The 20690-nt window shown below is 63.1% G+C and carries 18 protein-coding genes; 1 reads left to right on the top strand and 17 read right to left on the bottom strand.

Features of this window, described 5'->3' with window-relative positions:
* Positions 1-505: 505 nt before the first annotated feature.
* The 17 genes from NPX02_RS18080 to NPX02_RS18000 form a co-directional block, all read right to left on the bottom strand.
* Positions 506-1399 carry a helix-turn-helix transcriptional regulator gene (locus NPX02_RS18080; RefSeq protein ID WP_260295286.1) on the bottom strand — a complete coding sequence of 298 codons (894 nt, stop codon included), beginning with the start codon at positions 1397-1399 and terminating at the stop codon, positions 506-508.
* Positions 1400-1653: 254 nt separating this feature from the next.
* Entirely contained in the window at positions 1654-3978 is a 2325-nt protein-coding gene (locus NPX02_RS18075) for an aldehyde ferredoxin oxidoreductase C-terminal domain-containing protein (RefSeq protein ID WP_260295284.1), read from the bottom strand.
* Between the two features lie 354 nt (positions 3979-4332).
* Positions 4333-4545, bottom strand: coding sequence for a hypothetical protein (locus NPX02_RS18070; RefSeq protein ID WP_260295282.1), 213 nt, complete (start codon positions 4543-4545; stop codon positions 4333-4335).
* Positions 4546-4642: 97 nt separating this feature from the next.
* A complete protein-coding gene (locus tag NPX02_RS18065; protein ID WP_260295280.1) occupies positions 4643-5953 on the bottom strand; it encodes a phenylacetate--CoA ligase family protein in 1311 nt (436 codons plus the stop codon).
* Between the two features lie 182 nt (positions 5954-6135).
* Positions 6136-7467 (bottom strand): NADH-dependent phenylglyoxylate dehydrogenase subunit beta, encoded by a 1332-nt coding sequence (gene padI, locus NPX02_RS18060; protein WP_260295278.1) that lies wholly within the window; start codon positions 7465-7467, stop codon positions 6136-6138.
* A gap of 15 nt (positions 7468-7482) precedes the next feature.
* Positions 7483-8736 (bottom strand): NADH-dependent phenylglyoxylate dehydrogenase subunit epsilon, encoded by a 1254-nt coding sequence (gene padH / locus NPX02_RS18055; protein WP_260295276.1) that lies wholly within the window; start codon positions 8734-8736, stop codon positions 7483-7485.
* Between the two features lie 10 nt (positions 8737-8746).
* Positions 8747-9985, bottom strand: coding sequence for an NADH-dependent phenylglyoxylate dehydrogenase subunit alpha (gene padG / locus NPX02_RS18050; RefSeq protein ID WP_260295274.1), 1239 nt, complete (start codon positions 9983-9985; stop codon positions 8747-8749).
* On the bottom strand, positions 9985-10278 hold the full coding sequence (gene padF / locus NPX02_RS18045; RefSeq protein WP_260295273.1) for an NADH-dependent phenylglyoxylate dehydrogenase subunit delta: 294 nt from the start codon (positions 10276-10278) through the stop codon (positions 9985-9987). Before padF ends, padG begins: the two co-directional genes overlap by 1 nt.
* Positions 10275-10874: an NADH-dependent phenylglyoxylate dehydrogenase subunit gamma gene (gene padE, locus NPX02_RS18040; RefSeq protein ID WP_260295272.1), complete on the bottom strand. Its 600-nt coding sequence runs from the start codon at positions 10872-10874 to the stop codon at positions 10275-10277. The genes padF and padE overlap by 4 nt, the downstream gene beginning before the upstream one ends.
* Complete coding sequence (locus tag NPX02_RS18035; RefSeq protein WP_260295271.1) at positions 10871-11755, bottom strand: hypothetical protein; 885 nt, start codon at positions 11753-11755, stop codon at positions 10871-10873. The genes padE and NPX02_RS18035 overlap by 4 nt, the downstream gene beginning before the upstream one ends.
* The gene (locus NPX02_RS18030; RefSeq protein WP_260295270.1) at positions 11755-12408 is read right to left on the bottom strand and encodes a 4Fe-4S dicluster domain-containing protein; all 654 of its coding nucleotides are present in this window, start codon (positions 12406-12408) and stop codon (positions 11755-11757) included. The genes NPX02_RS18035 and NPX02_RS18030 overlap by 1 nt, the downstream gene beginning before the upstream one ends.
* Positions 12405-15143 (bottom strand): molybdopterin-dependent oxidoreductase, encoded by a 2739-nt coding sequence (locus NPX02_RS18025; RefSeq protein ID WP_260295268.1) that lies wholly within the window; start codon positions 15141-15143, stop codon positions 12405-12407. Before NPX02_RS18025 ends, NPX02_RS18030 begins: the two co-directional genes overlap by 4 nt.
* A 12-nt stretch (positions 15144-15155) precedes the next feature.
* Complete coding sequence (locus tag NPX02_RS18020; protein ID WP_260295266.1) at positions 15156-15560, bottom strand: thioesterase family protein; 405 nt, start codon at positions 15558-15560, stop codon at positions 15156-15158.
* A gap of 432 nt (positions 15561-15992) precedes the next feature.
* A complete protein-coding gene (locus NPX02_RS18015) occupies positions 15993-16241 on the bottom strand; it encodes a hypothetical protein (RefSeq protein ID WP_260295265.1) in 249 nt (82 codons plus the stop codon).
* Between the two features lie 47 nt (positions 16242-16288).
* Complete coding sequence (locus NPX02_RS18010) at positions 16289-16807, bottom strand: ferritin family protein (RefSeq protein WP_260295263.1); 519 nt, start codon at positions 16805-16807, stop codon at positions 16289-16291.
* Positions 16804-17643, bottom strand: a complete 840-nt coding sequence (locus tag NPX02_RS18005) for a 2-oxoacid:ferredoxin oxidoreductase subunit beta (protein ID WP_260295261.1) — start codon at positions 17641-17643, stop codon at positions 16804-16806. Before NPX02_RS18005 ends, NPX02_RS18010 begins: the two co-directional genes overlap by 4 nt.
* Positions 17643-19406, bottom strand: coding sequence for a 2-oxoacid:acceptor oxidoreductase subunit alpha (locus NPX02_RS18000; protein ID WP_260295259.1), 1764 nt, complete (start codon positions 19404-19406; stop codon positions 17643-17645). The genes NPX02_RS18005 and NPX02_RS18000 overlap by 1 nt, the downstream gene beginning before the upstream one ends.
* 208 nt (positions 19407-19614) lie before the next feature.
* On the opposite strand from NPX02_RS18000, the gene had reads away from it, so the two are divergent.
* The gene (gene had / locus NPX02_RS17995) at positions 19615-20688 is read left to right on the top strand and encodes a 6-hydroxycyclohex-1-ene-1-carbonyl-CoA dehydrogenase (protein WP_260295257.1); all 1074 of its coding nucleotides are present in this window, start codon (positions 19615-19617) and stop codon (positions 20686-20688) included.
* Positions 20689-20690: the final 2 nt, after the last annotated feature.

Genomic DNA, 20690 nt, shown 5'->3' with positions numbered 1-20690 from the left:
AATAATTTAAACTTCGGAGCTCAGTTGCAGACGCCGGGCGTGCCACCCCCTTCCCGGGACACGCTATTAATACATCCCTGTACGCTCGGCGTCGGCATCCCTGCCTCCGACGGTCCCGGAAAGGGGGTGGCCCGCCCTGAACGACGACTTTTGAACTCCGAAACCAGATAAACTAACTGTTCATTTTCACACCCTACGGATGTGAAATGAACGCCGAAACGTAACTACTCACTCGGTCTGTAAGTGATTGACCTGCCTTGTTGGCCGATCTTGATGGCGCCTCAAATCCGGCCCCTTTTTCAGATTCAAGCCTGCCCATGTTTGAGCGAAGCGAGTTTGGGCAGGCGCTGAAAAAGGGGCCGGATTCGAGGAGGCAAGCCATCGTGTGAGGCCGACAAGGCAGGCCAATCACCCCGTGAGTAGTTACCCCGAAACTTGAGTTATAAAAAAGTGCGGGAAAAGGTAGGGACGGCCGGCAGGGCCGGCCGCATGGAGCAACGAACGTTCAGCCGCCCTGCAGATAGGGCGCGCACTGCTTGATCAGCACTTCGAGACTCTGCTCGATGGTCTGGCCCGAGGTCAGGATCTCGAAATTGGCCAGGCGGTAATCCGCTTCACGTTCGTCCAGTATCAGTTTCAGGTCATCCATCGCCTGCTGGTTGCCGGCCATGGGACGCATGTCACCCTGCTCGATGACACGGTTCATGTGATCCTCCGGCAAGGCGCGCACCCAGACGGTGTAGAAGTTCTCGCGCAGCACCCGGAAGGTCTCCGCCTCGGAGATCAGACTGCCGCCGGTCTCCAGCACCACGTGCCGGTAGTCGGTGATGGTCTGCTGCAGTGCCTGCAGCTCCAGCCGGCGGTAGTTGCCCTGGCCGGTGAGGGAGATCAGCTCGCCCATGTCCATCCCCGCCAGTTGCGCGATCACGTTCTGCATGCGAATGAACGGCACCTGAAAATGCTTCGCCAGCCGCTCACCGAGGGTGCTCTTGCCACCGCCGCGCAGCCCGATCAGGGCGATGCCGCGATAGGCCCCCTGGCCCGGCGAAAAGGCGTTGCGCAACAGCTGGAACGCCTTCTCCTGTGCCTCGGGCGTGAAGGTCTCGATCAACTCGCCCAGCGGCGGGTACTTGATGCAGCTCTCCTCCTGCTCCGGCAGCAGTGAGCCGATCCGCACCCCGAGGGCCTTGGCGATCCGCGACAACAGGGCCAGTGAGACGTTGGCGGTGCCACGCTCCAGCTGGGCCAGGTAACGCTCTGAGACGTCTGAATGAAAGGCGAGGTTTTTGCGCGTCAGACCACGCCGTGAGCGTACCGAGCGTACCCGCGCCCCGACCACTTCGGTCAGCTCCTCAATGCTTACCTCTTCCCCCGCGGGGGAGTTGACGATCTCAGTCATGCGTCACGTTCCTATTGGTCTCCTCTCCTGCCTGATATTAACATGATACTGATATTTGTACCTTTTCCACACGCGCTTTCTCTCTCTCTTAGGGCCCGCGCAAGAATAATTCCGTAGTACCGAGGGCGTTCCTGGGCCACGCTGGCAAGGCACGCTTTGCAGGCAATGGCTGTTCCCTTGGCAAAAAGCGTAACGCCGCCAGCGGGGTCCAGGGGCGACCGAATACAGGAACTTATTCTTGCGCGGGTCCTTAGCTACCCTCCCGCCAACATCGGCACCAGGCTCACCTGGTCGCCATTGTGCAGGGCCAGCCCCTGTTCCGAGGCGACCACCAGTTGATCGTTAATGGAAATGCCGAACGAGCTGTCCTGCAGCGCCTCGGCCGCCTGCGGCAGGCTGCTGATCAGGCGTTGTCTCAGCTCCTGGATATTCCTCACCGGCCGGTTGATGACCAGGCTGTGGCGTTTCACTCCGGGCAGCTCCGGCAGTTGCACCTTCAGGCTGTAGCCGGTCAGCACCTGGGAGAGCCGCTCCCACCAGTCGCTGCCGGGCAGGCCGTCCGGTTCAAACCCGGAGATCTCGTAGAAGCGCAATTTCAGCTCCGCGAACGCCTGCGGATCGATCTTCTCGCCGCTGAACGGGCCGGCGCTGTTGGGCTCCTCGAACCAGCGCCGGGGCAGGGTGTCATCGACGTCGCCGAGGCCGCGGATGGCATTGATCATGCGCTCCACGGCGATCACGTTGCGGCCGCTGTTGAGCAGGTCGTCGCTGCTCATGTCGATCCCGGTCAGCAGCTTGAGCTGCACGGCAAACTCCTCGGTGCCGGTGAGCGACGGGGAGTTGAACAGCTTGGTGGTGAAGCGGCACATACCCACCGAGTCACCGACCGCAAAGGTGTCCTCGCAGCGACGTACCGCGTACTCCTTGCCGCTGTACTGATTGGGTTCGGCCGACACCTGGCCGCCATACAGGGCGGTCTTGAACTCGGCGTCGTCATTGATGCGGGCGTTGATCTCCAGGGTCACCCGGTTACGCAGGTGGTCCATGCCGCGGGTGGCCACCGCCAGGCCCAGGGCAAACGCCTTGAGGATGCGGCTGTCGTGGGGATCGGACTGGAACAGCCCCTTGACCGTCATGCGGTAGTCCAATGCTTCCTTCGGATATTTGCCGGTGGCGACTGCCTGGCTGGAGTCGGCCAGCACGTCGCCGAAGCCTTCGCGTTTGGCCAGCATGAACAGCAGTTTCTCCACCACCGCGTAGTTGCCCCAGCTCAGGTCCAGGCCGCCCGTGGTGGTTTGGTCGATAATGCCGCGCTGATACAGTTCCATGGCCCAGCCGATGGCGCCGCCGGTGCCGGAGGAGTCGAGCCCCAGGTCGTTGAGGATGTTGTTCAGACGCAGCACCTGCTCCGGTTCTTTTATGCCGATGTTGGGGCCGAACTTGCCGACGGTGACATACTCCGGGCCGTCGCCCTTGTCGTAGCGGTCGAACACGCCATTGCCCTTGATGCCCCGATAGCCGGCGCGATGTTCATGCTGTACCTCGGCCTGGGCGGTGTCGTAGCTGGCATTGCCGGTAACACCTTTCAATGCATTGGCGCCGAAGCCGCCGGTGGCCCCGGGGGTCATGTCGTTGAGTGGCCGGCACTTCACCGGGCATTTGTAGCAGCCATCCATGCCGGTGCGGTAGACATCGAAGTTGTCGGCGTCCAGATCCTCGACCCAGGTATTCTCCTGGTTGTTCTTGGTGCCGATGGCGCCGAGGATACGGCTCGGCTTGTACAGGAACGGAGTGCCGACGGTCTTCAGGGCATTGTGGATCACGCTGGTGCCGATCACCTTGTTGCTGATCTCCTTGGCGCCCAGCTTGAACTCCCGAGAGGAGACGATCTTGCCCGGCGCGCCGTCGATCATGATCGCCTTCAGCCCCAGCGAGCCCATCTTGGCGCCGGCGCCACCGCGTGCCCAGATCGCCTTGATGCCGCCCATGATGCCGGAGCTGAGCACCTGGTTTTCGCCGGCGCTGGTGATGCGCGCCAGTGCCATGTCCTTGCGTTCAGTACGTTCGAAATCGCGTTGGATGGCTTCGGTGATATCCAGGTTATCCATTCCCAGGTAGGGGGTGGCGTCCAGAAACTGCACCTCTTCGAAAGAGATCTTCAGCAGGGTCCACTGGGGGTTGCGTCCATACAGCACCAGGTGGTCATAACCGTGGTGACGCATGAAGGCGGGGAAGTAGTCGCCGGCATTGCTGTCGAGGATGGCGTCGCTCTCCGGGGAGAGGCTGGTGACGTTGCCGCGGGTGGCGGAGGCCATGTAGCCGGTAAAGACCCCGCTGCCGAAAATCAGCGGAACTTCGGGATCGAGTGGTTTCACGTTGTCGCCGGAGAGCAGGTTGTAGAGCAGGAACATATTACCGCCGCGACCGCTGAGGAAGGTGGTCAGCACCTCCTTCGGCAGGTAGGCCTTGCGCTGGCTGCGCCGCTCCAGATCCACAAACAGGACGGCGCCCTGGGTGGGATACTGGGGGGCATCCGGCATGCGTTCCAGCAGGGCGTCGATACGGTCTCTGATGCTCATAGTGGTTCCTTTTGTCCGGCAGGCGGGTGTCGGCTCCGACACCGCCTGCTCCGATATGATCTTTCCGGTGGATGCGCTGCGCTTGTCCACCCTACCTGTTTTTTGTCCTGCACCGGCCACTGTCGTTGCAGGCGGGTCGGGCGTGTCCAGTCATCCGCTGTCTGTCACGCCCACTCCCTGTGTTGCTCCCTTTGCCGGCAGCCCTGTATATTTCTTCACTCTTTCATCAGGTGTCGGAGTCAAATTTACCGAATACATGCAATTGCGACCCACATTGCCGAAAAAATTTGACTCCGACACCTTGGCTTTACCGACCAGCGGCCTGCGGGCCGTGGACGCCGCGTGCGGTAATCACTACTTCTGCTCGAACAGGCTGCAGCCGAACTCGCCGCGGGTCTGGATCTCGGCGAATTCGTCATCGCTACGCACCAGGGCGCGCAACGGGTTGGCGCGCATCTGCTCGAACAGCTCGCAGAGGCCGAAGCCATCCTGTTCATGTTCGTTTCGCAGCGTGACGTTCAGCTCGAAGCGCCAGTGACTGCAGTCGTTGCAAAAGCCCACGATCATCTCCTCACGTTTTCCTTCCAGGTGTCGGAGTCAAATTTTTCGACATGGTGCTTCGCAACTGAAAGCATTCGATAAATTTGACTCCGACACCTTGTCTTCACTTCTTGCGCAGATCGCGTACCCGCACCGCCTTGCCCTGGGAACGCGGCACCGCGCCGGTCTCCAGCACGTTGACCGTGCAGGTGACGCCGATCAGCGATTTGATGTGGTGCTTCACCTCGGCGCCAAGCGCCTGTTTGTCGCCGCCGAAATCGGGCTCCGCCTCGATATCCACGGTCAGGGTGTCGAGTATCCCTTCGCGCCGGATCACCAACTGGTAGTGGGGGGCGACGCCGTTGATGCCCACCAGCACCGACTCGATCTGCGACGGATAGACGTTGACGCCGCGGATGATCATCATGTCGTCGTTGCGCCCGGTGACCCGCAGGATGCGTACGTGGGAGCGGCCGCAGGCGCAGGGCTCTGCGCTGAGCTTGGTGATGTCATGGGTGCGGTAGCGGATGATCGGCAGCGCCTCCTTGGTCAGGGTGGTGATCACCAGTTCGCCCGCCTCGCCGTAGGGCAGCGGCTGCAGGGTGTCGGGATCGATGATTTCGAACAGGAAGTGATCCTCCCAGCCGTGCAGGCCGTTCTGCTCGGCGCATTCACAGGCCACGCCGGGGCCCATGATCTCGGACAGGCCGTAGATATCCATCGCCTTGATGCCGAGCTGCTTCTCCAGCTCGCCGCGGATCTCGTCGCTCCAGGGCTCGGCCCCGAACACGCCCACACGCAGCGGGCCGGCCGCCAGGTCCACCCCTTCATTTCTTGCTACCTCGGCGATGTTGAGGGCGTAGGAGGGGGTGGAGAGCAGCACGTGGGAGCCGAAGTCGCTCATCACCGCGATCTGCTTCTCGGTGTTGCCGCCGGACATCGGGGTGACGGTGCACTTCAGCCGCTCGGCGCCATAGTGGGCACCCAGCCCGCCGGTGAACAGGCCGTAGCCATAGGCGTTGTGCACGATGTCGCCGGGGCGGGCGCCGGCGCAGGAGAGGCTGCGCGCCATCAGGTCGGCCCAGTTGTTGATGTCGCCCTCGGTGTAGCCGACCACGGTCGGCTTGCCGGTGGTGCCGGAGGAGGCGTGCAGCCGCGAGACCTGCTCCCGGGGCACGGCGAACATGTTGAACGGGTAGGCGTCGCGCAGATCGTTCTTCACCGTGAAGGGAAACTTGGCCAGATCCTCCAGGCGCTCCAGGTCGTGCGGTTTCACCCCCTGGGCATCGAATACCGCCCGGTAGTGCGGTACGTTGTCATAGGCGTGCTGCAGGCGCGTCTTCAGACGCTGCAACTGCAGTTGCAAAAGTTGCCCGCGTGGCATGCACTCGGCTTCGGCATCATAATAGTAATTATCGGCACCAGTATTCGACATGGTGTCACACTCCTCTATATTTGTTTTCATCATCAGGTGTCGGAGTCAAATTCTTCGACAGGGTAAACTCGATCAGGTGTCGGAGTCAGATTCCTCGATAGGGTATAGCGCAACCCATAGCGATGGATGAATCTGACTCCGACACCTTAGCTTGGGATAAATTTGACTCCGACACCTTGTCTCTAATTAAGTCCGGCATAGCGTTTGAGGGTCCTTACCCGCTCATTGACTTGCTGCTGGATGCAAGCCAGCTGCTCCTCATTGACATGGCGGTACTTGCCACTCAGGTTCAGGTAGGCCTCTACCGGCAGGGGGTTGTCGATGGGGTGGGTGAAGTGCAGGTCACCGCCCCGTTCATACTCCCACAAGGGAGCAAAGTTGGTCTCCACGCCCTTGCGGCACACCTCGATAGTCTGCGACGAGGGGAAGCGCCAGCCGGTGGGGCAGGGCGAGTAGATGTGCAGATAGGCGAAGCCGCGCTCGGAGGCGGCCAGCGCCTTGTCCAGTTTTTCATAATAGTCCTCCACGAAAGCGGTGGAGGCGGTGGCCACATACTCGCAGTTGTGGTTCATCATGATCATGGCCAGGTTTTTCTGGCTGGTACGCTTGCCTTTCATTTCGCTGCCGACCGGCGTGGTGGTGGTCCAGGAGCCGTAGGAAGTGCTGCCGGACGCCTGCATGCCGGTGTTCATGTAGCCTTCGTTGTCAACACAGATAAACAGGATCTGGTCATTGCGTTCCGCCGCGCCGGAGAGCGACTGGAAGCCCACATCGCCGGCGCCGCCATCGCCGGCCAACGCCATGGCGGTGACGTTGCGGCCCATGCGGTTGTACTGTTTCTTCAGACCGGCCAGCATCGAGGCGGTATTGGTCAGCAGCGGATGGAACACCGGGACCTTGGTGCCGGTGGTGCCATTGAAACCAACCGAGCCCATGCCGGGTATGCAGCCGGGCGGGGTGGCCAGGACGGTATCCGGGCCCACCTTGCGCAGCGAGTGGCGCATGATCATCTCGGAGTTGCAGCCCTGACAGGCGGAGAGCCCGGGCACGAACAGATCCTCGCGTTCGTGTTGCTCGTTGAAGATGCTGGCCGAGGTGATGTAACTGAGCGCCCCGCTCGGGCACGCCTTGACACAGGCCGGGTCGCCGTCGCACAGGTCGCACTTGGCGACATGCTGCAGTGTCGCATTGTAGGTGATGCCGCCGTAGCTGCAGCCGACGGTACAGAGCAGGCAGTCGACGCAGAGGCTTTTCTCCCAGTCGATCAGGCCGGTATCCGGGTTTTTGGTCAGCGCGGTGGAGGGGCAGCTCTTGACGCACTCCGGGTCGCCGCACTGGCGGCACAGCGCCAGTTCCGGAGGGTTACCGTTGAAGCCGGCGACGATCTTGATGCGCGAGTGCAGCGGGTCGTCGCTGCCCGACTTAACCTGGGCGCAGGCGGTGATGCAGGCATCACAGTCATTGCACAGCTCGCAGCGTGACGGATCGAAGGCGATGGTGTTATAGGCGGTCATTAATCTGTTCTCCCGTTATCGCCAGGTGCTGGACATGAGAGCGCGGCCGGTCTCCAGCGGCCGGGCGATAAAGGCGTCTTTTACCGGGGTGAGATCGACCTTGCGCAGGATCAGCTGCCACATGATGCCGGCATCCATCTCCTGGTTGATACTGGAGATACCCTGCAGCCGGTTCTCCCTGAGCAGGATCTTCAGATAGCGGCCGTTTTCCTCATCCACCCGGGTCAGCTCTTCCAGCGATGCGTCGGCCAGACTCTGGCCGACCGAGATCGCCTGCTGGCCGAAGAAGGTGTAGGTATTGATCGGCACGCCGCCGATATAGGGTTTCAGGGCGTGGTCTTCGGTCATATCCATGGCGGCCACGGCGCCCTGGGTGACGGCGTCCGGCAGGATGCCCATCATCACCTTCTCCTCGCCGTAGAAATCGGCGGCCTGGGCGACGTCGCCGGCGGCCCAGATATGCGGCGCGTCGGTGCGCATCCGGCGGTCCACCAGGATGCCCTGGTCCACCTGCACCGAGGTGCCTTTGAGGTAATCCAGTTGCGGTTTCACGCCGGTGGCGACCAGCAAGAGATCAGCCTCCAGGCTGTCGCCGTTCTCCAGGGTGATCCGGCAGCCGTCGCCCAACGGCTCCACCCGCACCACCCGGCTGCCCATCAGCATACGGATGCCGTTGGCATTGAAGGCGTGCTCGATCAGCGCCGCGGCGCGCGCATCGAAATAGCCCGGCAGTACCTGGTCGCACATCTCCACGATGGTGACATCCAGTCCGGCATGACGCAGGTTCTCGGCGCCGTGCATGCCGATCAGGCCGGCGCCCAGCACCACGGCACGCTTCGCCTTGCCGGCGTGGTCGCGCAGGTCGATGGCGTGCTGCATGGTGCGCAGCACATGGAACGGGGTCTCGCTGAGTCCGGGGATCGGCGGGATGATCGGATCGGCCCCGGTGGCCAGCAGCAGTTTTGCGTACTGCCAGCGGTCGCCCGACTTGAGCGTGACCTGTTTGCCGGTCTCGTCGATCGACACCAGTTCGTTGTCGCTGATCAGGGTGATATTGTGCTGTAGGAAATAGTCCGCCGGACGCAGCACCACCCGCTCCGGGGCGCTCTGTCCCGACACCACGTAGGGCAGGATGGTGGGCGAGTAGGGCGCATGGGCATCGCGGGTCACCAGGGTGATGGGGGAGGTCCCATCCACCAGGCGGATGCGGTGCACCGCTTCCAGGCCGGCATGGCTGGCGCCGGCGACGAGATAGTGGGTCGTGTTCATCGGGCGCTCCTCAATCATGCTCGTTCAGCCATACCGGACTGTCGAATTCGTCACCGGCCAGCAGCTGCGCGGTGCGCTCGATGGCGCGGGCAAAGTGACCCTCGGTCAGATCGGCGCCGGCCAGGCCGCCGATGAAGGAGCCGGCGGCAATCGGCTGGCCGGCGCGGTAGAGACAGCTCAACACCTCCTGGTAGAGGGGGCCGCAGTCCCAGCCGTAGTGCACCGAGCGATCCACCACGCCGACCGCCCGGACCTTTCTCAGCGCCCGGGTCATGGCGGCCACGGGGAACGGACGGAAGGTCTTGATCTTGATCAGGCCGACCTTCCGGCCCCGCTCGCGGGCGCTGTCCACCGCATCCTTGGCGGCGCCGGTCATGGAACCGATGGTGACCAGGGCGTAGTCGGCGTCGTCCAGCCGGTACTCCTCCACCAGCGGCGCGTAGTCGCGGCCGAAGATGTCGGCCCAGTCGGCATGTGCCTGCTCGATCACGCCGAGGGCGTTCTGCATGCCCTGGCACAGCCCCTTGCGGTAGGCGACGAACTTGGCCGGTCCGGGACCGCCGGCGCCGCCGGTGAGGGGGTCCACCGCCATCGGCCGCAGCGGGTCGAGGGCCACGTGCCAGTTGATGTTCTTCTCCCCCAGGTAGTCGTCCACCGCCGACTGCTCCGGCACCTCCACCTGGGTGACGCCGTAGGAGAGGTAGTTGCCGTCGTGGCAGATGTTCACCGGCAGCATCACGTCGTGGTGCTCGGCGATGCGGTAGGCCATCACGGTGGTGTCCAGCACCTCCTGCACGGTCTCGCAATAGATCTGGATCCAGCCGGTCTCCTTCATGGTCATGGCGTCCTGCTGGCCGCCCCAGACGCACTGCGGGGTGATGCCGTCGCGGGTCACCAGCGAGGCGACGATGGGCAGGCGCATGCCGGGCGTGCGCCAGTAGGGTTCGAACATGAAGGCGAGGCCGGGACCGCAGGTGGCGGTGTAGGTGCGGCCGCCCGCCAGGGCGGCGCCGTGCAGCGCGGAGAGCACGCTGTGCTCGCCCTCCACGTTCATCAGTTCCGCCTCGATCTTGCCGTCGGCGATGAACTGGGAGACGTACTCCACCAGCGAGGACTGGGGGGTGATCGGATAGACCGCCACCACATCGGGACGGGCCAGGGCGACCGCCCAGGCGGCCGCCTCGTTGCCGTCGCAGACGATGGACTGGGCGCAGCCGGGGTGTTTCAGCTTCAGGGCGGGCGTGGCCATTATTTGACCTCCTCGATCATCCGGATGGCGTTGTGCGGGCACTCGACGGCGCAGATGCCGCAGCCCTTGCAGGTGTCGTAGTTGACGTCGAACCAGGCCGGCTTCTCGACGATGCACTGCACCGGGCAGAAGATCCAGCAGACGGCGCACTTGACGCACTTGGCGCGGTCCACCACCGGCCGCTCGGCGCGCCAGTCACCCGGCAGCATGCCGTTTTCGATGATGGCGACCGGGCAGAGGTCGTCCGGCACCTGGCTCATGTCCGGCCGCGGATGGGCTCTCATCTTGCTCATACCCAGGTATCTCCCTGCCGCTGTTTGACGATCGATTCGTTGAAGCCGCGCTCCACCGCGATCAGGTTCTGCTCCAGGCCGGCGTCGCGGAAGTTGGCCGACTCCAGGCCGGCGCGCAGCCCATCCAGGGTGACGATGCCGGTGGCCTTGGCGAAGGCGCCGAGCATGATGGTGTTGGTGATGGGACGCCGGAACACCTCCATGCCGATGGCGATGGCATCGCACAACACCACCCGGGTGACGGCTGCCGGGCAGTTCAGGGACTCGGCCGAGTTGCGCGTGGCCTGGATCAGGGTGCTGTCGGGCTGCACCCCGGCAAAGATATCCACCGCCTTGGGGATGCTCGGATCGATACAGATGATGTAATCGGGGGCGTAGATATTGGTCACCGCGCGGATCGGCCGGTTGGAATAGCGCATGAAGGCGGCCACCGGTGCGCCGCGCCGTTCGAAGCCGAACGAGGGGATGGCGGTGACGTGTTGTCCGCTCAACACCAGGGCCTTGGCGAGGATCTTGGAGGCGAGCACCGCGCCCTGGCCACCGCGCCCGTGCAGACGCACCTCGTGGGTGATTTTCTGTTCTACAGCAGTGGTCATTGTGGCAATCTCCAGCCGGGTTTCAACCCGGGGCCGGGCTTGCCGCCGCCGCGGGCCGGGGTGTGTGAAATGGCATAGCCCTGGGAGTAGGCGGCGCGCAGGATGATCTGATACTTGCAGAACCAGCCGCACAGCACCATGAAGAATCCGGCCGCCGCCGCCAGCGGCAGCTGATAGGCGGGGTAACTCTTACCCAGGAACAGCAGTACGATCGGGGCGGCGACGCCGAGTAGGGCGATCACGCCATGCGCCCTGTCCAGTACCTGCAGGGTCGCCTCCGGGGCGTTGTTGGCCAGGGAATAGCGGTAATTGATCCAGGCCGCCCCGCGCAGGAACACCAGGGCCAGGGCCAGGATCCAGCCGTAACCGCTGAACAGGGCCGCCACGTTGCCCTGCACCAGACCGGCAAAGATCAGCACCAGACCCATCCCTTCGGTCAGTCCGGTGCTGACGATGAGCGGATTGATGGCGTCGGTACGCCAGGCCGGGATCCCCTTGGCCATGTGCAGGATTCGCGCCTGGGCGTAGAGAAACAGGGCCGCCGCCACAGCGCCAAGAATCAGCAGCGGAGTGGATTCACTGAGGAAGGCCAATGCGCCGAGCGGCAGCAGCACGGTGGCCACCAGGCCCTCACGGGTCATCCAGGAGCGGCGCGGGTTGCGGAACACGTTCATGGAGCGCAGCGGCCGGCCGATCTCCAGCCACACCAGGCCCAGGCCGGTGGCGACCAGGGCGCTGGCCGGCAGGGCATAGCCGCTGGCGTGCAGTCCGAGGAGCGACAGCAGGGCGGCCATGATCATCAGGCCGGAGCCGCTGCCGCCGCAGATGAAGTTACCGGCGGCGCGCCAGTCCCAGCGTTTCTGTAGGGTTGGAGCCAGCATCATTTACGCTCCCACAGGTAATAGAAGCCGGAGCCGGTCTCCAGCTCCGCATGCATCTGGAAGTATTCATGGGTCCGCAGCAGTTTGGATACGTTGCTGTCGGGATCTTCGATATCGCCAAAGGTCAGGGCGTCGGCGATACAGCTGTTGGCGCAGGCCGGGGTGGCGTCCGGGTCGATGCCCGGGATCAGGCCGTTAGCGGTGCCGTAGTCGATGCGCTCGACACAGAAGGTGCACTTCTGGGCCACCGCGCGACGCTCGCTGTGCGGTACCTTCTGCTCATGCTTCATCTGGCCGAACGCCTTGCCGTAGGCCTTGTTGGGGATATCCACCCGATTCCGTGCCTGGTAGGGGCAGGCCTGGATACAGTAGGCACAGCCGATGCAGCGGTCGTAGTCGATGGCGATGATGCCGTCGGGCCGTTTGTAGGTGGCCTGGGTCGGGCAGACCTCGGCGCAGGGCGCATCCAGGCAGTGGTTGCAGCCCACCGGGATGAAGGCGCGGCGAACATTGGGGTAACTGCCCACTTCGAAATCCAGCACCTTGCGCCACTGCACCCCGGGCGCGGTGGCATTGGTGTGCTTGCAGGCCGCGGTGCAGGTCTGGCAACCGACGCAGCGGTTGATGTCGGCGACCATCACATAACGGGTCATTTCTTGGCCTCTCCAATCTTCTTGATCTTGACCCTGGCCAGGTCCGCGCCGGAGCCGCTGGAGTCGGTCAGATCGAGCAGCATCGGCACCAGGGCGTTCATGCTGGGTACGTCGAACTCCTTTGCGAACGGGGTGGCCCAGTGGTCGAACTGGCCCATCAGCATCAGGGTGTCGGGACGGATGCCCTCACGGGTGACCAGGATGCCGCGGGTGGCGCTGAGCGGGGAGGTGATCTCCACCCGGTCGCCGTCCTTGAGCCCCAGCTTGTGCGCCTGGCCGGTGTTCATCACCAGGCCGCCATGGGTGCCGATGTTCTTCGACACCTCGCGGATCATCTGGATCGAGACATTGCCGCCCCAGGCGTACTGCATGCTGCGCGAGGTGACCAACCAGAACGGGTAATCGCTGATATTGATGCCGAAGTTGCGCTCCAGCGCCCCCACCCAGAGCGCCTGGAAGTCCATCATCTCGGGCAGCGCCGCATACTCCTCCAGCTGTTCGTCCCACCAGCTGATGCCGCGCTCGTGCAGGCGCCGGCCGAGCTGGACGCCGACCCGCTTCAGGGTCTCCTGGTAGGGCAGTTCGTAACGCACCCCCTCGTCCTCCATTTTGGCGGTCAGATACCACTTGATGCGCGGGAAGCCGGTGAGGCGATAGCCCTTCTCCTTGTAGTAGTCGAGGCCCTGGCTCTCCTTGCCGCCGGTGATCTCGGCGCTGGCCGCCCTGCAGTTGGCCTCCCAGATGGTCTCCACGTCATGGGCCTGGTCCACGTCCAGGCTGAAGTCGTAATAGTCGGTCTTCAGGGCGACGCCGGCGGCGCCGCGGTTGAGCGCCTTGTTGTACTGTTCCAGCACGCCGCAGCGTTTCGCCAGTTCGGTGCTGATCCAGGTGAAATCGCGGGTATCGCCCTGGGGTTCGGTGACCGGTTGGCGCAGGGCGAAACCCTGGTGGTCCCAGAACTGTTCGATAAACTTGGTGCCGCCGACGCGGATCAGTTGCAGCCCTTCCAGGTCGGTGCGGTCCGGCAGCAGGATATCCGCCATGTGGTTGGTTTCGTCGCGGGTATAGGCGAAACAGACCGTGAACGGAAACGTGGCGATGGTCCGGGTGATCTGCTCGGTGTCCCAGAAGGAGACCGCCGGGTTGGTGCGATAGACAAACCAGAGCGCCGGCTTGGTCGCCTGCGGCCAGTGCTCCGGCCCCTTCTCCTGCTGCATCCAGGCCAGGTGGGTGGGGCCCAGGGCCTGGCTCCAGGCGGAGTTGCCCACCAGCGGCACCAGGGTGCGGTTGGCGTTGCGCACATCCGGGGTGGCCAGCCAGTTCTCCTTGTCGGTTGGGTTCATCGGGTAGGCGAGGAAGCCGTCCTCGGAGAGCTTGACGCTGTCGTTGCGGTCCGAGGCGGGGCGGTTGATGCGCACCGTGGTGCCGATGGTGCCGCCCGGCACCTCCAGGGCACCCACCAGCACCGCCAGCATGGTGCGGGCCCAGCAGCACTGGTAGCCGCCCCAGCCGTTGTTGACGGTCTTGCCCAGGGTGACGGCGACCGGGCGCAGCGGCATGGTGCGGCCGTCCACCTCGATGGTCTCGCCGATGCGTGCGTGATCCAGGTACTCCAGGGCGATGCGGCGAATGATCTTGTGGTCCACGTCGCAGACCCGTCCGGCCCACAGCGGGGTGAACGGCTTCATGTGTTCGACCAGTTTCTCGAACGCCGTGGTGACCTTGATGTCGCGGTGTTCCCAGCGGTCGTCATCGGCCCCCAGCTCGATGCCGCTGAGAACGTACTGCCCCTCCAGCGCCGGTTCGGTATCGGGGGTGTCGAAGGGGACCGCCTGCGTCCGTTTCAGGTCGTAGATCAGCGGCTTTTGCGTCTCCGGGTCGCGCAGGTAGTAGCCGTTGGGCGCCACCAGGTAGGGGGAGCCGGTACGGTCGCGCAGGAACACCTTGTCCAGCCGCTCGCGCTGCTCGTGCAGCAGCACATGGATCAGGGCGAACATGAAGGCCGGGTCGGTCTTCGGCTTGATCGGCACCCACTCGGCGGAGGCGGCCCCGGTCTGCGACAGATGGGGTTCGATCTGGATCCGCTTGACCCCCCGGTCACGGGCGTCGGCGTGGCGCTTTACGCCGCAGACGCCGCCGGAGGCCTCGATGTTCATTCCGAAGGAGATGATGTAATCGCACTTCGGGGTGTCCGGGGCGACGATGAAGGCGCGGTGCCAGAGTTCGCCGTAGAGGTGCTCCGAGTGGTAACACTTGACGCCCTGGCCGCTGCCGAAACCCATGTCGATCGGGGTGATGGCGCTGAGGAAGGCGGGGAAGGTGCCCATGTAGTAGGTGGAGGTGCCGCCGCCGCCGAAGCTGGCGGCTATCTTGGGATAGCCCGCCTCGTCGGTCTTGCCCTCGGCCTGGATCTGCTTCACCTTGTTGGCGATGGTGTCCAGCGCCTCATCCCAGCTGATGGGGACAAACTTCGGGTCCTGATCGCGCCCCTTGTTCGGATTGGTCCGCTTCATCGGGGTGAGGATGCGATGGGGATTGTAGACCTTCTGAATCAGCCCGAACGCCTTGACGCACACCTTGCCGCCGGCCGGGGTCACGGCCGCCGCGTCGAAGTTGGGTTGCACCTCGGTGGCGATACCGTCTTCCACCCGCACGTTGAGCAGGTCCGGCCCCGCCACGCACTGGTAGCAGTAGGTGGGTATCTTGGTCTTGCCGGTGGGTGATTCAGTGGTCATGCCTGTCTGCCTTTAGCTGGTGGCTTTCGCGGCCTTTGCCTTGAGACGCGCGGCGGTCTGTTCGGTGTCGACGATAAAGCGCGTGTGCTTGCCCTTGGCGACATTCTCCAGGGCGTCACGGGCGCTGAACTCATAGTTCACCATGCGGCCCTTGACCTCGCTGATGGTGGTCGTGATCTCAACCCACATGCCGAGCAGGGTGGCGCCGGTGTGGTCCATCTCCACGCGGGTGCCGACCGAGTCCTCGCCGGCGTCGAGATGCTCCAGCAGCAGGTTGCGGCTGGTCACTTCCATGTCGTAGATCAGGCTGGGGGTGGAGTAGACCGCGCAGTCGTCGCCGACAAAGTTCACGGTGCGTGGCTTGTCGATCTGGTAACGATCGGTTGTTGCGAGTCCTGCCTGTAAGCTCTCTTTCATCGCCAATGCCTTCGTCTGTTTATTGTTCAAGTAAGGGTGCCGTACGCGGATTATCGGTGGCAATCCGATACGGTTTTAAAAATCGTGTTTCTTATTATTAATTAGTTTCAAAATAAACTAAATGGTTTTTACGTCAACCTCTTTTCGTTCTGATCTTGCTTATTTATGACATTAGTCATCAACTGTGCCGCCAGTGCCGATACATCTTTGGGTTAACCCGTATATCCACACACCATCTTATTCGTAGGTTGGGTTAGCGGCGCACAGGCACCGCGCTTCCAGAACACGACAACACCCCGAGCGCCGCGTAACCCAACGAGTCCTCGACGGTCTAACCTTCCCTACAAAAACCTCTGCTTCTCCACACCGTTTCTCAATGACGGATGGTAACTACTCACCCGGTTGGTATGTGATTGGCCTGCCTTGTCGGCCTCACACGATGGCTTGCTTTCTCGAATCAGGCCCCTTTTTCAGCGCCTGCCCAAACTCGCTTCGCTCAAACAAGCGCAGGCTTGAATCTGAAAAAGGGGCCTGATTCGAGGCGCCATCAAGATCGGCCAACAAGGCAGGCCAATCACTTACAGTTTCGTAGGTTGGGTTAGCGGCGCACAGGCACCACGCTTCCAGAACACGACAACACCCGAGCGCCGCGTAACCCAACGAATCCTCTGCATCTATCACGTTATAAAAACCTCATAAAAACGTTGCATAAGAAACCATCTATTCCGCTATTCGAGGAACTGGGGCGGATCCTCGTCCTCGTCCCAGCCCGCCTGTGGCAGCGGATACTGTTCCCGTTTCTGTTTCAGGTAATCGCAAAAAGCATTCGCCTCGCGGGCGAAGCCGTGGGCCAGCTTCCGCACCTCGGGCAACTCCGTGTCACGTTCGATGTTGTCGAACAGGTCGGCGGCGCCCTGCTCCACATCGATCGCCAGGGTCAGGGTGTGATAGGGCGTCATCATGTAGTGGGCACTGGCATGGCCCGGTACCTCGATATTGATGGCGTCATCCCAGTGGTAGTCCCAGGGCGGGATATGCGGCAGCGCCAGGCCTTCGCTCAGATCCTGAACCACCTGGGTGCGCTCGCGCTGCTTCTGTTCCAGCCAGCGGAAGATCTCCGCCGCTTGCGGGTTGTTCACCACCTCCATCTGGTCGGCAAACAGGTCGTAGCGCTCCACGGTCTCCGACAGCATGGTCAGGGTACGTGCCAGCAGCTCCGGCTTGTTGGCGATGCGTAGCGCGGTCACAGGATGAACCCCTGCTCCAGCTCCGACAGGTGTTCCACCGTGCTCTTGAGCTCCGGCTGATAGGCCGGACGGTTGCCCTTGTACAGGGTACCGAGGAAGAAGTTATCGTCGGTCATCAGCCGCTTAGCCGCAACGGCCGCGTCGGTGGTCGGCTCGACCGGAGCCGGGCGTACCATCTTCTTCCACTCCTTCTGCTCGGGACGGAAGGTGACGCAGGGGCTGAGCATGTGCACGAAGGAGAAACCGGGGTGGCGGATGGCATCCACCAGCACCTTGGCCGCGCCGTTGGGATCGGTGCTGGAGGCGCGGGCGATAAAGTTGGCGCCGGAGGCCAGCGCGATCACCAGCGGATAGTAGGGATTGATCTTGGTGCCGCCCGGGGTCAGCTTGCTCTTGTCCCAGTCCGGATCGGTGGTGGGGGAGGCCTGGCCCTTGGTCATGCCGTAGACCTGGTTGTCCATGACGATATAGGTCATGTCCACGTTGCGCCGGCAGGCGTGCATGAAGTGGTTGCCGCCGATGGAGAAACCGTCGCCGTCACCGCCCGCGGCCAGTACCGTGAGATCGGGGCGCGACACCTTGAGGCCGGTGGCCACCGGCAGGGCGCGGCCGTGCACGGCATGGAACCCGTAGACATTGAGGTAGGCCGGCAGGCGCGAGGAGCAGCCGATACCGGAGACCAGCGCGACGTTTTCCGGCTCCAGGTTCAGCTCGGACATCGCCTTGGTGATGGAGAGCAGCACACTGTAGTCACCACACCCCGGACACCAGACGGGCTTGGTGCCGGATTTGTACTCGTTCGGTTTCAGGCTGGGACAGCTGTTTGCGTTTTCCATCAGAGGTGCTCCCACGCTTTGAGTTCGCTGTAGACATCATCGGGACGGATCATCAGGGGGCCCGGGACCGCCATGGAGCGGAGTTCGCCGGGCAGGTCGTAATGGGCGCGCAGATAGTGATAGAACTGGGCGCCGTGACACTGCTCGACCACCAGGGTCCGCGTCACCCCGGCCAGGGCGGCGGCCAGTCGTTCCGGCTGTGCCGGCAACAGCAGGCGCATGCTGACCAGTCTGACCTTGCGGCCTTCCGCCGCCAGCATGTCGATCGCCTCGCTGACCGGCCCGGTGCTGGAACCCCAGGTGAGGACCGCGATATCACCCTCGCCCTCGACCTTGGCCCAGTGACTGCCATAGTCGAACCGGTCCAGCTTGCGCTTGCGCTTGTTCAGTTGCTGGATATGGTCCTCGGCGCGGCTCGACGGGGTGCCGGTGGGCGAGTGTTCCAGGCCGTCGGCGGTGTACTGGCAGCCGGGTGTGCCGGGGATGGACATGGGCGAAACGCCGGACTCGTTGACCACGTAGCGGCGAAAATCCTCCGCCTGGCGGGTGATCTTGCGGCCACCGGAGACAAAGGCGATGTCCGCCGGGCGGTCGATCAGGGCGCGGGTCTGGCCCAGTGACTGATCGGAGAGCACGATGGCCGCGGTTTGCAGGGTCTCGGCCAGGTGGGTCGCCCACTGGGTGGTGAACAGGCAGTCGCCGATCGACATCGGCGCCACCACGATATGCGGGGCGTCGCCGTGCAGCCCATAGAGGGCGATATTGAGGTCACTCTGCTCGGACTTGGTGGGGATCCCGGTGGAGGGGCCGCCACGCATCACGTCGACAATCACCACCGGGGTCTCGGAGGCGACGGCCAGACCGATAGATTCGATCATCAGCGCCAGGCCGGGGCCGGAGGTGGCGGTGAGTGAGGGGGTGCCGCCGAAAGAGCCGCCGATCAGCTGGTTGATCGAGGCCAACTCGTCTTCCGCCTGCACCAGCACGCCACCGACCTTCTTCAGATTGGGCGCCAGCCACTCCAGTACCTCGGTGCCCGGGGTGATGGGATAGGCGGCGACGAAGCGGACGCCGCCGCGGATCGCGCCCAGGCCGGCCGCTTCATTGCCGGTGATGCTCCAGCGCTCCCGCTGGCTGTTGGCGTCGATACGAAACGGCGGGATGTCGGGAATGGCCGAAGCCTGCTCGATACCAGCCCGTACGCCGGCCATGCTGGCTTCGATGGCCGCCTCGCCCTTCTTCGCCAGCGACTTGGTCAATCCCTTTTCCAGTGCCTCCAGCGGCAGGCCGATCAGTTGGGCCAGGGCGCCCAGCGCCACCATGTTGGGGCGCCCGCCGCTGATCCCCTTGGCCAGTTCACTCAGGGGCAGTTCCATATAACGGCCGCCCATGGCGCTGATCGCCTCGGGCACCTTGCCGCCCACGTCGCCGATCACCACGCTGTTGCTGTCCAGGGTGATCTCGCCCACGAAACGGTCGGCGTTGAGCCAGTCGATGGCCAGCAGGATATCGAAACGGCCCTTGTGGGTCTCCACCGGCTGGGGCGAGAGGCGCAGCAGCGCGGCGGCCTCGCCGCCGCGGATCTGCGGGCCCGACGAGCGGGTCATCATGCCATACCAGCCGGCCTGTCCCGCGGCATCCAGCAGCTGCTGCCCCGCGGTCATGACGCCGGAGCCGCCGCTGCCGAGCATGGCGATGGAGAGGGAGCGCGGCGCCCCTTTGGATTGGGGGGGTGCTAGTGGGTTGGATGCAGAATCATTCATTAGATATACCTTATATATATGACATATATCGCAGGATTTTGCTGGGTATTACCCGATTGGTTGCAAGTGAAATGAATCATATTTCATGATATCGGCAATGTCAAAGGAAATATAGTACATAAAATTAAGTTGACAAGGGTTGAAAGTGAAATATAATTCATTGTCACAGCATTAGTGCGTGAAATAAGAATTTTGGAGACCACAGACTATGAGTATTAACGGATACCGTTGGCAGATGACCGCAGTGGGAGCGCCTTTCGTTAAAGAGGATTGCAGCTTCGAAACACCGGTTGCCGGTGAAGTCACGGTGGAAGTGGCCGGTTGTGGTGTCTGTCATACCGATCTCGGCTTTCTTTATGACGGTGTCCGTACCAATCATGAACTGCCCCTCACCCTGGGTCATGAGATCAGCGGCCGGGTGGTGGCCTGCGGTGAAGGTGCCGAGGGGCTGCTGGGCAAGGCGGTGGTGATCCCGGCGGTGATGCCCTGTGGCGAGTGCGACCTCTGCCAACGCGGTCTGGGCACCCTGTGCCGCGGTCAGAAGATGCCCGGCAACGATATCCAGGGCGGCTTTGCCAGCCATATCACCGTGCCGGCCCGCGGACTCTGTCCGGTGGATGAGAAACAGCTGGAGGCGGCCGGCATGAGCCTGGCCGAGGTGGCGGTGCTGGCGGACGCGGTGACCACACCCTATCAGGCAGCGCTGCTGGCCGGGATCAACGAGGGCGACCTGGCCATCGTGATCGGTGTCGGCGGTGTCGGTGGTTACGCGGTGCAGATCGCCCACGCCATGGGCGCCCATGTGGTGGCCATCGATGTGGATCAGGCGAAGCTGGACCAGCTGAAGGATTTCGGTGCCGAGCTGACCCTGAATGCCAAGGAGCATGACGCCCGCGCCATCAAGCAACTGATCAAGGCGCATGTGAAGGCAAACGGCCTGCGCGCCACCGAGTGGAGGATATTCGAGTGCTCCGGCTCGACGCCCGGCCAGGAGACCGCCTTCAGCCTGCTGACCTACGGATCGCACCTGGCGGTGGTCGGTTTCACCATGGCCAAGCTGGAGCTGCGGCTCTCCAACCTGATGGCCTTCAGCGCCCGCCTGCAGGGCAACTGGGGCTGTCTGCCGGAATACTATCCCAAGGCGCTTGATCTGGTGCTGCAGAACAAGATCCAGATGAAGCCGTTCGTAAAACTTCATCCACTCAACGATATCAACGCGGTGTTCGAAGCGGCCAAGGGCCACCTTCTGACCGAGCGTGCCATTCTGGTTCCGAATCTTTAAAG

Source organism: Sedimenticola hydrogenitrophicus (genome assembly GCF_025175675.1).
Classification (GTDB): Bacteria; Pseudomonadota; Gammaproteobacteria; order Chromatiales; family Chromatiaceae; genus Sedimenticola; species Sedimenticola hydrogenitrophicus.
This window is presented reverse-complemented; position numbering and strand designations above follow the sequence as displayed.